This is a genomic window from Rhodopirellula halodulae, from assembly GCF_020966775.1.
Lineage (GTDB): Bacteria > Planctomycetota > Planctomycetia > Pirellulales > Pirellulaceae > Rhodopirellula > Rhodopirellula halodulae.
The window spans coordinates 40,757-55,389 of sequence record NZ_JAJKFV010000012.1; the positions used below are offsets into that span (position 1 = coordinate 40,757).

The window sequence follows — 14,633 nt, forward strand, 5'->3', positions numbered from 1 at the left end:
CTTCCTCGACGTCGTTTTTTTATGATTTCATCCTTTCCCGAGCAGGGGGGATCAGCGAAAATGGCGGCATGTTCTCCCCCGCCCCCACCCCACCCGCTGTCCCCCGACGGTTGTCTGTCGGTGCACACCTGCCACGTTTGAAATCGTCGTCAGGGTTCACCTTGGTGGAGCTGCTCGTGGTGATTGCGATCATCGCAATCTTGGTTGGGCTGTTGCTACCGGCGGTTCAAGCCGCTCGCGAGGCCGCTCGCAAAGTACAGTGCAGCAACAACTTAAAGAACATCGGGCTAGCGATTCACAATTACGAATCGGTTTACCGCACGATGCCGTGGGGAGCCAAAGGTGGCTGGGGTCCAAGCTGGACAACCGACATTTTGGCTTTTCTGGAACAAACCCAATTGGCGGACATTGTTCCTTACGGTGAACGCGGAGGCCCCACGGGCAATTTGCCCGAAAGTGTCCGCTTCAGACAACTCGCGACGGCGCCGGTGATGGTCTTTCGATGCCCGTCTCAGATCGGTCCCATCGCCCAAAGCATGCCCAGCGATCGGATTCAGGGTCGTGTTCGCAATTCCTACCTTGGAAACGCCGGCAGCAATATCAACTGGAACGAGTATTCCATTCCGGATTTTGACTTGCTGGGATTTGATGAAGGCAACGGCGTCTTTCTGGCGACCAACTTCTGCCACATTCAGTCAGGCGGTGACGTGTGTGACAACCGTCCGGATCGCAAACCGATTAAGTTCGCTGGCATCCTGGATGGCCTCAGCAACACGGTGATGATCGGCGAAACCCGATACATCGACGGCGACGAATGCGGGGTTTGCGATCACTTCATGTTGTATCACGAAGACTTCGACACACAGAACGGTCAAGACTTCTCCGAAGCGCTGTGCTCGCTTCGCCAAGGATTTAACTTGCAGAACGTTTCCAAGGACGACCTGCAGATGTCACTGGGAAGCTTTCATCCGGGCGGCGTGCATCTGCTGATGTGTGACGGTTCCGTCCGCTTCACCACCGATTCTCTCGACGACAAAATCCGTCACGCAATCGGCAGCCGCGACAACCGAGAAGTCTTCGACGCCAGTGAGTTCTAGTCGACGCAACGCCCAGCCGACCTCTCCTAGCGGAACGGGCGCAAGCCCTCCGATACCACACGGCAACAAAACCCCAAAGCTCCCAGCGCACGTCGCCGGCTAGCCCCACGTGCTAACTTAGCCTCCCGGTAGGCCGGACCGCAGCGAAGCGAAGCTCCGGCAATTGCATCCCTCCTCGCAAACCCTCACCGCGTTCCCGTCCACCCCGCATCTCTTAGCGGAACGGGCGCGAGCACTCCGGTGTCACACAGCATCACAAAACCCCAAAGCTCCCAGCGCACATCACTGGCTAGCCCCACGTGCAAACTTAGCCTCCCGGTAGGTCGGACCGCAGCGAAGCGAAGCTCCGGCAATTACCTCCCTCCTCGCAAACCCTCACCACGTTCCCGTCCACCCCACATCTCTTAGCGGAACGGGCGCAAGCCCTCCGGTGTCACCCAGCACCACAAACCCCAAAAGCTCCCAGCGCACATCACTGGCTAGCCCCACGTACTAACTTAGCCTCCCGGTAGGCCGGACCGCAGCGAAGCGAAGCTCCGGCAATCACCTGCGTCCCAATGCTATCCGACTGAAGAAGGTGATGAACGCAAATCTGAACCCCTACGAACCATCCGAGATTGACAAAGATCTCGATGCGATCGAACCGGACCACACGCGATTGCGGCACCTAATCGCCGGTTTGTCCACAATGCACGCCGGCTGGCTGGCCATCGTGGTGTTCAGCGTTGGTCCCCGACTCGTTGAGCGGAATGCAATGATGCTCATATGGGAGTTGGTTGCGATTCTATTCGGCATCTTGCTCGCGTTTCGGCTTCGTCCGAATCGCGCATGGCGACTTGCACTTCCTGTCTGGATCGTTGCTGCCATGGTCTTGCCTGTTGGCGTTGTTCCATCCTTCTCAAATGGAGTTTGGCAACCGTACATGATGCTTGCGGTCTTGGTGGCGATCAGTACTGCACTGCTACCACTGTTAGAAAGACTACATTGGACTCTGTCGTATCGTAGAGACCTCTCGCTGGGTGACGACATATCTCGGACAAGATCCGACTGAGACTGATGGAATGGCTTCGGAGCGACCAGTCGTGTTGTCGGGAAGTCAGGGACCGGACTGCAGTCGCAGGTTTAGCTCGTCTCTCTCACCAAGCTCCAACCCCACATCTCTTAGCGGAACGGGCGCAAGCCCTCCGGTGTCACACAGCACCACAAAACCCCAAAGCTCCCAGCGCACATCACTGGCTAGCCTACGTACTAACTTAGCCTGCCGGTAGGCCGGACCGCAGCGAAGCGAAGCTCCGGCAATCACCTCCCTCCTCGCAAACCCTCACCACGTTCCCGTCCACCCCACATCTCTTAGCGGAACGGGCGCGAGCCCGCCGGTGTCACACAGCACCACAAAACCCCAAAGCTCCCAGCGCACATCACTGGCTAGCCCCATGTACTAACTTAGCCTCCCGGTAGGCCGGACCGCAGCGAAGCGAAGCTCCGGCAATTGCATCCCTCCTCGCAAACCCTCGCCGCGTTCCCGTCCAACCCCACCTCTCTTAGCGGAACGGGCGCGAGCCCGCCGGTGTCACACAGCATCACAAAACCCCAAAGCTCCCAGCGTACATCACTGGCTAGCATCACGTGCTAACTTAGCCTCCCGGTAGGCCGGACCGCAGCGAAGCGAAGCTCCGGCAATTGCATCCCTCCTCGCAAACCCTCACCAAGTTCCCGTCCAACCCCGCATCTCATAGCGGAACGGGCGCGAGCCCGCCGGTGTCACACGCACTCCGCCGCAAAACGGCCGGGACTTATCGGAACCACTGTGCGAGCGCCGTCGCGTGCACTTGCTCATACACATTGACGGACGATGCCGCTTCGATATCTGGCCGAAGAAACTCTTCGATCATCTGGTCGGTCTGTTCGACCTTGTTTTCAATGCGGTGCATCCACAACGACTTCAGCACGCCCACGCTGTCGAACAAATCCGCTCGCATCATCAAGATCACGCTGTCCGAGACGCCTTGATTCGCGGCCGGCAAAGACGCCTTCTTCGCCATGTGTTTTTGGAATCCCTCGGTCATCGCGGCTCGCGTGAGCCATGTGATCGTCTCGTGCGATGGCGTGCTCACGCATTCACGCGCGGCGGCCGCATGGGAACGTGTTCGCGTCAGATCCATTCCGAACCGAGCAAGTTCTGAATCGTGAGCGGCGAGGCTTCCCACCAACACATCGATCCAACGCTCCGTCACCCGCCGAAGCCGGTTCAATCGAACCGCGTCCGTGACGCTGCATCCTCGTCGATCCAGAATCGCCCATTGGACTCGGTTGCGAGCCTCCAAGTGCGCCAGATGGATCGCTTGGGTGATCGGCGAACACTCATCGGCTGAATTGCGACGATCCATTCCATCGCCGATCGCGGCAACGACTCGCGTCAGGACTTCGCTGGCCAGAATCTCCTCCAAGACACCCATGTGTTCCGTCCACCAGCACCGCATTCGGTAGTAGTCGCCGGTGGCTTTCACTCGGTTGAACCGGGCCATGACCTGATGCCACAAATCCAATCGATTGCGGGACGCTCGCCAATATTCAGCGATCGCCTCGGGCGAAATCGAATGACGTTGCATCATCATGGCTGGACCGTGGTAGGCCAAGACAGACGCGAGTTCGGTAAGTTGGACGACGTGCATGCAGCAAATCTGGATTACTAGTCAGAAGACCTCCGCGGTCGAACCGGAACCAGAAAGCAGACGCCGCGCCACTGGCCGCTGCCAAGCATGGTTTTCTCACTAAGTCCAACGATTCACTTGCCTTACAAGTCATCCCCCCTGAACGAGCGCCATCACCGCGCGGCCGTCGCGTTGTAAGAACGCAACACGGTGTGGAATTATTGCAACGCACGATGGTGATCCGAATCGATCACATGGACTCGATCGGTGGTGACGATCATCGCGTTGTCGCATCGCGAGAAACACCTTCACGATGGACGAACGGATCACTCCACTTTTCCTCGCTCAGAATCGAACGGTCCGTCAGCGTTTTCAAAAACGCCACCAAAGCGACTTTCGGGACCTCGGGCAATCCCATGCCATTGGCTGCGAAGTTTTGCAGTCGTCCGTCCAAATTGGGATGCGGCTTGATGCTCCAGTTGTAATGCTCAACGACTTGGTCCAACGTGTGAAACCGTCCGTCGTGCATGAACGGCCCGGTCAGCTCAATGTTCCGCAGCGACGGCGACTTGAATCGCCCGCGATCATCTTTCGATCCGCTGATCACGCCCACACCCAAATCGACTTCGTCCGAATCCGCATCCACGCCGTTCACGGCCGGAGTCGTCATGGTGAAGAAAGCGACTTGTCGAGCGGGACGCCGGCGCGAATCGTAGGGTTCATCGGGTCGGTGCGGATTGAACGGCAAAGCGTTGCTCATGTGGCACGAGGCACAATTCGCGCGGCGAAGGAATACGTCTTTGCCAAGGTTCTCTTGCTCGGTGAAGTTTGGGAAATCGCGTCGATACGATCCCGCCGCCGCCAATCCTTCGTCGTAGCGAGATCCAAACGACACGATCGAGCGAACGAACTGAGCCAACGCTTTCGCGATCCGGTCCTGGGTGACTTCGCCAGAACCAAATGCGTTGTCGAACAAAGGTGGATAGATTGGATCCGCTTGCAACTGATTCACCAACGCGTTCAGCTCGTGCCCCATCTCGATCGGATTTTCAATCGGCATCAGGACTTGTTGCTCCAACGTCCGTGCGCGTTCATCCCAAAAGAACCGACCACGTTGATAGAACCGGACATTGACCAGGCTCATGGAATTGCGAGCTACCTTTTCGCCGTCGAATCCGGTGCTGAGCGGTTCATCGTCCGTGAACGCGAGCGACTGTTTGTGACACGAGGCACACGAGGTCGTTCCGTTGGCGGATAGCGTCGTGTCGTAGAACAACACCCGTCCCAATGTCGCACCGTGATCCGTCAGCGGATTGTCCTCGGGCGTGTTGTCGAAACGTTCCATTGCCGAAGCGAAATGCGGAGGCCAATCCACGTCGGTGTAGTTGAACGGCGTCGCAGGCAAATTCAACTCGCGCCGCGTCGCCGAATCCTCCGAGTGAGCAACCGCGGAACACGCGAGCGCCCCCAACCCGAACAGCAGCGACAAACCAACGCGAGCGAAACGTTTCCAAACGAGATGCAACTTCATCATGACCGGCATCAAAACAGGAATCTCATGCAACAAGACCAGCCCACAGTCTAACACTTCGCCTCGCCCCCGCCCCGTGCACACCGCCACCCGTAGGTCACGGTCCCACCTGACGTCGACGTTCGCGTAGGTCGCGGTCCCACCTGACGCCCTCCACCTCACTTTCCCGCACGTCACGGTCCCACCCGACGTTCCACCCCCAACACACGTCCCCGTAGGTCATGGTCTCACCTGACGCTCACCCCAACTCACCTTCCCGCACGTCACGGTCCCACCCGACGTTCCACCCCCAACACACGTCCCCGTAGGTCACGGTCTCACCTGACGCCCTCCACCTCTCCGTACGTCACGACCCCACCTGACGCTCACCCCAACTCACCTCCCCGTAGGTCACGGTCCCACCTGACATCCCACCCCCACCCCTGCTTTCGCACCCCGAAACGCGACTTCCTGACACCAAACCTCGTGATTCGCGGGCCGAAACCGGCCGCGGAAAATGCGAGTTTCTCTCGGGCGGCGAAGCGGTTACAAACGTGGGCTGACGCGCCCCCTCGAAAAGGATTTTGCTGAATGTCGGATACGATCATCGCCCCGGAAATGAGCATCGAAGCCGCGACGGAAGTCCCGGAAGTCAAACCGTTTGTTCACCTGCACTGCCACAGCCACTACAGCTTGCTGGACGGTGCCGGCGATGTCGGCAAATTGGTCAATCGCGCCGTCGACCACGGCATGAATGCGCTCGCGTTGACCGACCACGGCAATTTGCACGGGGCGCTCGAGTTCTATCGCAAAGCAAAAGACGCGGGGATCAACCCGATCATTGGGTACGAAGCCTACATCGCGCCCGGCAGTCGATTCGACAAGGGTGGAGCCAGCAGCAGCAAAGCCGCCAGCTATCACCTGACGTTGTTGGCCCAAAATCGTCAGGGATTCAAAAACCTGATCAAACTCGCCTCGGCCGCGTCACTGGAAGGCTTCTACTTCAAACCGCGAATCGACAAAGAGATTTTGGAGAAGTACAGCGAGGGCATCGTGTGCTTGTCCGGCTGCGTCAGCAGCGAATTCAGCCGAGCGATTTTGAAGGGCATCGAAACCAAAGAGCACGAAGAAGAAGCCAAGAAGGTCGCGGGTTGGTTCCACAAGGTGTTCGGTGATCGATACTTCATCGAGATCATGAACAACGACGTCGATATCCAACGCATCCAGCTCGAAGGTGCGGTGGAAATCGCGAAACGAATGGGACTGCCGTTGGTCGCGACCAGTGATTGCCACTACGTCAATCAAGAAGACGCGGAAGCCCAAGACATCATGTTGTGCATCAACACCGGGCGTTTCCGCACGGACAACACGCGGATGAAGATGGAGAACGATCAGTTCTTCCTTCGCAGCCCGCAACAGATGTACGAGAAGTTCCCTGGTTTGGAAGACGCCGTTGCGCGCAGCCAGGAAATTGCCAACACGGTCGACATTGAACTCGAGTTCAACAAGTACTTCTTCCCAAGCTTCCCCTGCCCGGATGAACTGACGCCGCTGCAGTATCTACGGAAGCTGTGCGAGCAAGGCTTGATGGAACGCTACGAGGGCGATCCCGAACGCATCGTGGACGGAAAATTGTCCGATGAAGTCATGGCTCGTTTGGATCGCGAACTAGGGGTCATCGAGAAACTCAACTACCCGACGTACTTCTTGATTGTTTGGGACTTTGTCAATCACGCCCGCGACATCGGCATCAGCGCGACCGCTCGGGGTTCGGGGGTCGGTGCAATCGTGTGCTACGCGCTTTATATGTCGCACGTTTGTCCGCTGCGTTATGACTTGCTGTTCGAACGATTCCTCGACGAATCACGGACCGAGCCACCTGATATCGATATCGACTTCGAAAAGGAACGTCGCCTCGAAGTCATCGACTATGTGAAAGAACGTTATGGCAGCGAGATGGTTTGCCAAATCGGTACGTTCGGAACGTTGGCTGCCAAAGCGGCGATCAAGGACACCGGTCGGGCTCTCGGCATCCCGCTTTCACGAGTCAACCAGATCACCGAACTGGTGCCGGACGAGCTGAAGATCACGATTTCGAAGGCGCTCGATAAGAGTGCCGACCTGAAGATGATCTACGAAGGCGATCCCGAAATTCGCGAGTTGCTCGATCTGGCGATGAAGATCGAAGGCCTCGCGCGAAACGTTGGAACGCACGCCGCGGCGGTGGTGATCGCCGACAAACCGCTGACGGAATACGTCCCGCTGGGCCGCGTGCCTGGCAAACAAGACGTGATCACCCAGTGGGCCATGGCCGACGTGGAAGCGTCCGGTTTGCTGAAGATGGACTTCCTCGGTCTTCGCAACCTGACAATCCTTTCGCGAACGGTGAAGTTGGTCGAACAAACCACCGGCAAGCAGATCGACCCGCTGAAGTTTCCTTTGGACGACAAGGAAAGCTACGCGCTACTGCAACGCGGTGAAACCAAGGGGGTGTTCCAACTGGAATCCGGCGGGATTCGTGACTTGTTGCAACGCATGAAGCCTGACTGTTTCAGCGACATCATTGCAACCGCGGCGTTGTACCGACCGGGTCCGCTGGAGGGCGGAATGGTCGACGACTACGTGAATATCAAACACGGTCGTCAGGAACCCGAGTACAAGCACCCGGTGCTCAAAGAAATCTTGGAAGAGACCAACTCGATCATGGTCTACCAAGAACAGGTGATGCGGATTCTAAACCGCCTCGGGAACGTGCCGCTCGCCAAAGCGTACACCTGTATTAAAGCGATTTCGAAGAAGAAACAGGCGTTGATCGACGCCAATCATGATGTCTTCATCAAAGGAAGTGTTGAAAACGGACTGGCCGAAAAAGACGCCGAAGACATTTGGAACCTGATCGTCAAATTCGCCGGTTACGGCTTCAACAAATCGCACTCCACCGCCTACGCGTTGGTGGCTTATCAAACCGCGTACTTGAAGGCTCACTATCCCGTCGAGTTCATGGCCGCGTTGTTGTCCAGTGACATCTCAGGTCGAAACTTCAAACGCAAGGACGCCTTGGTCGAGCACATGGAAGATTGCGACCGGATGGGCATCGAGGTGTTGCCACCCGACGTCAATCGTTCGGACGCTGACTTCGGCGTGTTGGATGGCAAGATCCCATTTGCTTTATCGGCGATCAAAGCATGCGGTGGTTCGACCGCGACCAGCATTGAAGCGGAACGCAAAAAAAATGGGCCGTTCAAAGACATCTTCGATTTCTGCGAGCGAGTCGATCCCCACGACTGTAACCGTAGCTCGATCGAAACGCTGATCAAAGCCGGAGCATTTGACTCCTTCGGTGCCAAACGCAGCCAGCTCGCGGCTGTGATTGAACGCGCCATGCAGGCCGGTGCGAAGGTTCAGGCAGACAAGAAAACCGGCCAAGCGAGCTTCTTTGATGTCTTCGACGATGAAGAAGGTGACGGAGGCGAGGAACAAGCGAGCGCCGCGGTGCCATTGCCCGACATGGAAGAATGGCCCGATCGAGAGAAACTGCTCGCTGAGAAAGAGGTCCTGGGCTTTTATCTGGACAGCCATCCGCTGGCCGAATTCGAACCCAAGCTGGCGACATTCCGCACGCACACGACCGAAACCATGGCGGACTGCAAAGACCGCGACGAAGTCATCGTGGGTGGGATGATCAGCAGCATCAAAATCGCGCACACCAAAAACCCTAAACCCGGTGCACCCAGCAAGTACGCCAACTTCGATTTGGAAGACATGGCGGGCAACGTGCGTTGTATCTGCTGGCCCAAAGGTTTCGCGGTTTGCGGAGAACGCATTCAACCGGACGCGGTGGTGTTGGCGAAAGCCAAGGTCGACCGTCGAGGTGGTGGCGACGAAATCAACTTGATCATCGACGAGCTGACGCCGATCGACGAACTCGACAGCCGCTACACCCACGGCATTCGCATCCGTTTGGACGAAGCCGAACACGATGAGAAGACCGTGTCGAACGTCCGCGAAATTGTTCGCGGCTATCCCGGTACGAAAGATTTCTTGCTGGCACTACAGATGTGCGAAGGCGAGACCGTGCATTTCAAAGCCGACAAATTCCGCGTCGACATCACGCCGGAGCTCCGAGAACGCTTGGACGACCTGCTCGGAACCGGGCACTACAAATTGCTGATGAGCAAACCGAAGCGGTGAGGACGATTCGGTTGCCGGGCATTTTTTTGGGGCAGCAGGATGCCCTTTGGAGAGACACCGGTTGGCTTGCGCCATGCCGCTAGGCTGCTCGCAGAGTCATGACACGTGCTGGATTGGCTACCAATCCAAACACGTGTCATCGATCAACGTTCGGTCAAACCGAATTGAAGTTGAGCACGAAACCAAGGGGTCAGACGAAACAAAGGGGCAGGCCTCTGTTTTGCAAATCGCTCTTCACAGAGACCTGCACCCATTGTTGTTCAGGACGCTTTTGGATGTCTGCTAAACAACTCGACCACCACGTCGATCGGCGCAGCGATGCATCCTGTCGGCCATTCCGACAGGATGCTCGGCTTGTGAACCTAGCGGATGCCCGTTCAATCACAGCTTCTTAAATTCGCGTTTTTCCGTGCTAGTTTCGCCTTTCGCTGCCGAATCCTTCCTTTTCTCATCGTCTGACGCTTCGTCTTTGGACTCCTCCCAAATCACATCGCCTTTGACTGGCTTGCGGGGTGGGAATTTGTCGACAACGGCCTTCTCGATTTTGGGTACGGAATTGCCCGTCACGCCGGAGTCGTTCGTGAGGAAAGCAAAAGCGGCCGATTCCATCGCGATGTCGATGTTCCAAATCACACTGGACATCCCATTGGACGCATCGATCGGAAAATCAAACTCAGGGCTGGCGTAGATTTCCAATAGGAATTCAGCCGTGGCCTGAGCGTTGATCAATCGCTCGACGAGCGTATCCCACAATCCGTTGGCGTCGAGTTCCAACGCATCGCCGGCGACATCCAAAGCACCGCTGAGTTGCGACTGCAATAATTCCAGCCACACCAGTTCGGTTTCCAAACGCTCAAGCTCGCGGATCATGGCAATCGCTTCGTCGGGCTCGGCGTCGAAGAGCCCCAGGCTCAATTCATCCACACGATCTGAAATGTAATTGAGCCGGGTGGTGACCGGTGCGTACGCGGAATACGTGTGGGCGTAGGCGGCAAACTCGTGATAGTTGTCCGCGTGATCGGTCGGCGACGCTTTCGCTGGCGTGGTCGCAACCCCAGAAGCGACCACCACGAGCCCAGCAGCCAAGAACATCCGAACCAATTTTGAAATCTTCATCTGGCTTCTCCCGTGAAATGGCGGGAAAGTTCGATGACCGGCCGACGGGGCTGGTCCAAGGCACTCGACTTCCTCCGCTACAGGACTCAGCGGGAAAACACCTGGGATGTAACCGAGCGACTCAAAAGTTCTTGAAAGGTTGCGTTGCACGTACGCTTGAAGCAAACGTGAAAGCATCCGGCGAGTTGCCGCTTCGGCTTTGTAAATGGAGTGCCGCCATTTTCTGTTAGGTGTTCCGTGTCCGACATAGAAAGCGCAGCGACCGAAGTCGATGCGGAACACCGAGTTTTAAAGGCGGCTGGCGAAAGAACTCAGCGATCATCACCAAGCGAAATCAAAGAGACCAAACCCCTTTGTTGGACTCTGAGAATGCCGACGACGTGGGTAAGCTTGCCGACGGGATCTGCTGCGTAGGCAACGGCAAAGTTAATAAACGCGGCAAGCGGCCTTGGCCGGATCTCCACCGGCTGGCTCAATGGGTCGTCAATGGTTTGGACACTGACGACTGTTTCGACGCTTCGGGAGCCGCTATTGTTGCGTGCGGTGGGCAACCTCGAAGCAGTACATGAGATTGATAATTGAAAAAGATGACAAGTTTCGACAGATTTAACCGGACGGTCACTGATCGCTATTCCACGTTTAAAAATCGGCTCGATGCCGCGATAGCGGCGTTTTCTGGTGATGATAAAGACCGGATCAAGCTTTGCGCTGAGAAAGCGAGTAGAGTTGAAAAAGCCGGGAACGACCTACTTGACATATTGTCAGAGATCGATCGACCAAAGTGGTTGAAACCAATTACAGAAGCATCGAAAAACTTCGCCGCTAATCCAAATAGGGTGCAAGCGAAATCCTACCTAGAAGATGTCGTTAGACGGTATCATCAGGTCGGCCCCATCAATGTAGTCGATTCTTCTGGTGTCTACGATTTTGACTCGCTTTACGAACGGCTGCGAAGTGAAGGGCAATTGCCAAGCCTCTTTGACAAGATGATGGAAGCCGTGTCAAACATGCTTGAACATGGCGAGCTTGAAAGCGTGACCGTCATCAAGGCGCTTCAGCGATTGCTTGACGCTCTGAAAGCCAACCGTGAAGGTTCCTATCTGGCGATGTCAAACACCATTGACTTCGCCGTGTTCATCCGCAATTTCTGCGGGGAGTTTCTCAAGCGAATCCCCGGCGTGAAGGAATACGCGGTCGCGATGGAAAAGACGGTCAAGGCTGCGGAAGCGGAACGGGCCAAGCTAGATAGCGATCTGCAGCGTGAAAGTTTGGCACTGATCGTTGACGCTGTTGAGATTGCAAAGCTGAAACAACTACCCAGTCGTGAGCCACTTGTCTTGTTTGCTGTAGCCGACGCAGATGTAGCAGATGCCGAAACGGTCAAGCGACTGGAAAACAAGTCGACCGGTGACGAATAATCGTCTGGACAAATCACTCGAACGCGCTCCGCACTTGCTCCCCCGATTTGGTCACCGGCGACAAGTTTGGGGACTGTTGGCGTGAAAACCATAAGCAATATCTGACGGTGAAGATGTCTTGGCGAAATCTAAGCGGTCAGGCCTCTTTTTCGCAAATCGCTCATCAAAGAGACTTGCCCCCTTTGTTGCTGCAATAGCGCGATCGAGATCGTAGAAACTTACGCGGATGCAATGATTACTTGAGCACTTGCCATTGATAAATGTACCACTTGCTATCTATTTCGATCGCGATCAACCTAAGCAGCTCTGCCTGATCTTCAGGAGACAAAAGAAGCATTGCCTGAATTTGCGTCACTTCTAACGCGACCAGCTTTGCCGATAATTCGCTGGACAAAGCCTCCGTAGTCTTCTTGTCGACGACAATGTTGTTTTCTTCGATAGCCAACTCGAATTCGTTCGGTATTGAACCCGACAAAGCAGACTTAAACTCCTTGATCGCACCTTCGCGATCTTCGTCTCTCCGAAAGTAGATTGTCTTGTCAATCGTGTAGTTATCGCGGTGATTCATCAATCGAAGACCTGCACACAATCGCTCGAAATCGTGGACCGGCCTCAGTGCCATCATTAGGTTCGCATGTGGTGAAGCAGGAGTCTGCGAATGCAATGGAGTCCAGGTATTGGTGTCTTCCACGAAATCATCAAAATCGACGGACTCGTACGTCTGAACGATAGGCAATAGAAGCATTGCCTCGTCGACATTGTGAGCGACGACCTGTTTAAGGAAGAACTGCGAAGCCTCTTCGGCAGATGAGAATTGGCCGTGAGACTGTTGAGGAACTGCACTCAGTGTCGTAGCGATGAACGAGTCGCCTAGAGCGGGCGTTTCGGTACGGCCACAACCAGGTGTGGTCATAAGGCAATACAGGAGGGCGGTTGGCAAACGCAAACAGTGTGAAAATCTTTGCATCTGTTTGGGGGCGTAATCGCGATGTGATGAAACGAAACCTGCAGACAGAACGCTACGGATCACGTGGTCGCCGCGAACGATCAACCACTTCAACAACCACGACTCCGCAGCTGTTCGTGCATCCGATGGTTGAACAGAGGACTTGAGCTTCGGCTAGGCGACGCGTTCTGAACCGCGACGAACGAAGCAACCTGGAAGCGAAAGTGACTCAACCGCCGCATCCACGCGAAGTCAAATCCTTGTTGGTTATGCGGTCTTCGTCGGCAGAAATTATTATTCTCGGTCGACTTTACTCAGCTGCATTTCGAAAAAAGGCACCCATCCCTTACCGTCTTCCGAGATCTCTCCAATCTCATGCCATTTCCCATCGTTGACGTTGATTGTGTAACGCATTTTCCCTACGGGCGAATCGGAGAGCGTCCATTGCAAGGTATTCTCATCCGTCAGCATTGCTTTGTAGGTACCTGACCGGCCATTTGATAGGTGAGCAATGAACTGGAAATCCTTTGACTCAGGGTTGTACGTAATGAGGCCTAAAGCGTTGTGAATAACGCGTTCTTCCCCGTTGGGAAGATTCATCTTATGAACGCCTTCAATAAGCAGAGCCAACCCGCCAATCTTCAATTCAACGGTTTCTCGCCCATGAAATTTTGATCTGCGTCCACCGAATTCGATTGAGCCTTCGCCTTCCCAAACGCCCGTGAGAAACTTGAGTTTCTTCATCGCTTCGGATTTCGAGCCGAGATCTGGAGACTGCTGCTGAGCGGAAACTATGGCGGGAGTACAAAAAACCATGATGGCAAATAGCAGTTTACCTAGCATCGCTTTTCCTTATTGAGATTGCTTGAAGCATAACGTCACCAATCACCCGGCGGCGACGAGAGACTGTCCATTGGAAAACGCCCGACTTCGCCGCTCGGTTGCATCGGATGGTTCGCCGCCCGTCACGTTCGACCTGCTAACCACTTTCGCGATTCTTGCGACGTATGCATGACGCCAAGGACAAGTATCTCCGAATCCGTAAGGTCGTAGAACACAACGCAGGGAAAGCGTTCTACCGGCCAGTAGCGAACGCCGTAGTCAATCGAGGTTCGTCGCTCGGGATCTGCGATCAAACTGTCCACTGCGATCCGGACGCGGGAAACAAAATCTGTGCCCAGCTTTGTCTGTCGGTTGTCATACCATTCAGCGGCGTTGAGTACATCTGAATCAAAGAGCGGGTGATAGCGTAACGACCTAGCCATGCCGTGATTCGTTGATCCGTTTCCAAACCTCGTCGTGGGTCGAGCCAAGCTCCGGATCAGCGAGCATCTCATCGCGTCGGCGAGCGGCCTCCGTTACCGCCCAGTCTGGCAGCGGAATGGGCGCGTCTTCGGCAGCTAGATCGTCCCAGATTTGTTCAACGAGACGAAGCTTCTCTGCGGGGGCGAGGTCGCGTATTGAATCTGTGTAAATGTCCATGTCGTCTCCTGTCGTTGCATTGTAGCAACAAGCAATACTTCAGGCAAAACACGATTAAGGCCACTTTGTCGGCGAACGGCACGCGTCACCCGGTACGCGCGAAAGATTTTCCATTTCGAAACCGGCCAGCTCGCGTACTCGGGTGCACGCGATGGTTACCCGCCTTTGGGGCAAGGTTTTGATCTTCGGACAGTGTACTGGTGATTCCAATGCCCGTCGTCG

10 protein-coding genes are annotated in these 14,633 nt (G+C 55.6%); 3 read left to right on the top strand and 7 right to left on the bottom strand.

The features are described from left to right. The first annotated feature begins 68 nt into the window (after window positions 1-68). Entirely contained in the window at window positions 69-1,097 is a 1,029-nt protein-coding gene (locus tag LOC70_RS11300) for a DUF1559 domain-containing protein (protein WP_315857247.1), read from the top strand. Between the two features lie 1,793 nt (window positions 1,098-2,890). On the opposite strand, the gene LOC70_RS11305 is transcribed toward LOC70_RS11300, so the two are convergent. Both LOC70_RS11305 and LOC70_RS11310 read right to left on the bottom strand, forming a co-directional pair. Then, window positions 2,891-3,769 carry a hypothetical protein gene (locus tag LOC70_RS11305; protein WP_230253681.1) on the bottom strand — a complete coding sequence of 293 codons (879 nt, stop codon included), beginning with the start codon at window positions 3,767-3,769 and terminating at the stop codon, window positions 2,891-2,893. A 256-nt stretch (window positions 3,770-4,025) separates the two neighbouring features. Then, the gene (locus tag LOC70_RS11310) at window positions 4,026-5,282 is read right to left on the bottom strand and encodes a cytochrome-c peroxidase (protein WP_230253682.1); all 1,257 of its coding nucleotides are present in this window, start codon (window positions 5,280-5,282) and stop codon (window positions 4,026-4,028) included. A 567-nt stretch (window positions 5,283-5,849) separates the two neighbouring features. Here LOC70_RS11310 and dnaE point away from each other — a divergent pair. Beyond that, complete coding sequence (dnaE, locus tag LOC70_RS11315) at window positions 5,850-9,449, top strand: DNA polymerase III subunit alpha (protein ID WP_230253683.1); 3,600 nt, start codon at window positions 5,850-5,852, stop codon at window positions 9,447-9,449. 381 nt (window positions 9,450-9,830) lie between these two features. Here dnaE and LOC70_RS11320 read toward each other — a convergent pair whose 3' ends face one another. Continuing rightward, window positions 9,831-10,565 (bottom strand): hypothetical protein, encoded by a 735-nt coding sequence (locus LOC70_RS11320; protein ID WP_230253684.1) that lies wholly within the window; start codon window positions 10,563-10,565, stop codon window positions 9,831-9,833. A 578-nt stretch (window positions 10,566-11,143) separates the two neighbouring features. Between LOC70_RS11320 and LOC70_RS11325 the strand changes: the two genes are divergently transcribed. Further along, on the top strand, window positions 11,144-11,983 hold the full coding sequence (locus LOC70_RS11325; protein WP_230253685.1) for a hypothetical protein: 840 nt from the start codon (window positions 11,144-11,146) through the stop codon (window positions 11,981-11,983). A gap of 235 nt (window positions 11,984-12,218) precedes the next feature. On the opposite strand, the gene LOC70_RS11330 is transcribed toward LOC70_RS11325, so the two are convergent. The 4 genes from LOC70_RS11330 to LOC70_RS11340 form a co-directional block, all read right to left on the bottom strand. Beyond that, the gene (locus tag LOC70_RS11330) at window positions 12,219-13,043 is read right to left on the bottom strand and encodes a hypothetical protein (RefSeq protein ID WP_230253686.1); all 825 of its coding nucleotides are present in this window, start codon (window positions 13,041-13,043) and stop codon (window positions 12,219-12,221) included. Window positions 13,044-13,223: 180 nt separating this feature from the next. Then, window positions 13,224-13,772, bottom strand: a complete 549-nt coding sequence (locus tag LOC70_RS11335) for a hypothetical protein (RefSeq protein WP_230253687.1) — start codon at window positions 13,770-13,772, stop codon at window positions 13,224-13,226. A gap of 122 nt (window positions 13,773-13,894) precedes the next feature. Continuing rightward, window positions 13,895-14,266: a type II toxin-antitoxin system RelE/ParE family toxin gene (locus tag LOC70_RS24620; protein WP_390889031.1), complete on the bottom strand. Its 372-nt coding sequence runs from the start codon at window positions 14,264-14,266 to the stop codon at window positions 13,895-13,897. After that, window positions 14,187-14,411, bottom strand: coding sequence for an addiction module protein (locus tag LOC70_RS11340; protein ID WP_230253688.1), 225 nt, complete (start codon window positions 14,409-14,411; stop codon window positions 14,187-14,189). The genes LOC70_RS24620 and LOC70_RS11340 overlap by 80 nt, the downstream gene beginning before the upstream one ends. Window positions 14,412-14,633 lie beyond the last annotated feature (222 nt).

Coding starts and splice junctions, on each gene's coding strand:
- LOC70_RS24620 (WP_390889031.1), bottom strand. CDS start 14,266: ATGAGATGCTCGCTGATCCGGAGCTTGGCTCGACCCACGACGAGGTTT.
- LOC70_RS11300 (WP_315857247.1), top strand. CDS start 69: ATGTTCTCCCCCGCCCCCACCCCACCCGCTGTCCCCCGACGGTTGTCT.
- LOC70_RS11340 (WP_230253688.1), bottom strand. CDS start 14,411: ATGGACATTTACACAGATTCAATACGCGACCTCGCCCCCGCAGAGAAG.
- LOC70_RS11310 (WP_230253682.1), bottom strand. CDS start 5,282: ATGATGAAGTTGCATCTCGTTTGGAAACGTTTCGCTCGCGTTGGTTTG.
- LOC70_RS11320 (WP_230253684.1), bottom strand. CDS start 10,565: ATGAAGATTTCAAAATTGGTTCGGATGTTCTTGGCTGCTGGGCTCGTG.
- LOC70_RS11305 (WP_230253681.1), bottom strand. CDS start 3,769: ATGCACGTCGTCCAACTTACCGAACTCGCGTCTGTCTTGGCCTACCAC.
- dnaE (WP_230253683.1), top strand. CDS start 5,850: ATGTCGGATACGATCATCGCCCCGGAAATGAGCATCGAAGCCGCGACG.
- LOC70_RS11335 (WP_230253687.1), bottom strand. CDS start 13,772: ATGCTAGGTAAACTGCTATTTGCCATCATGGTTTTTTGTACTCCCGCC.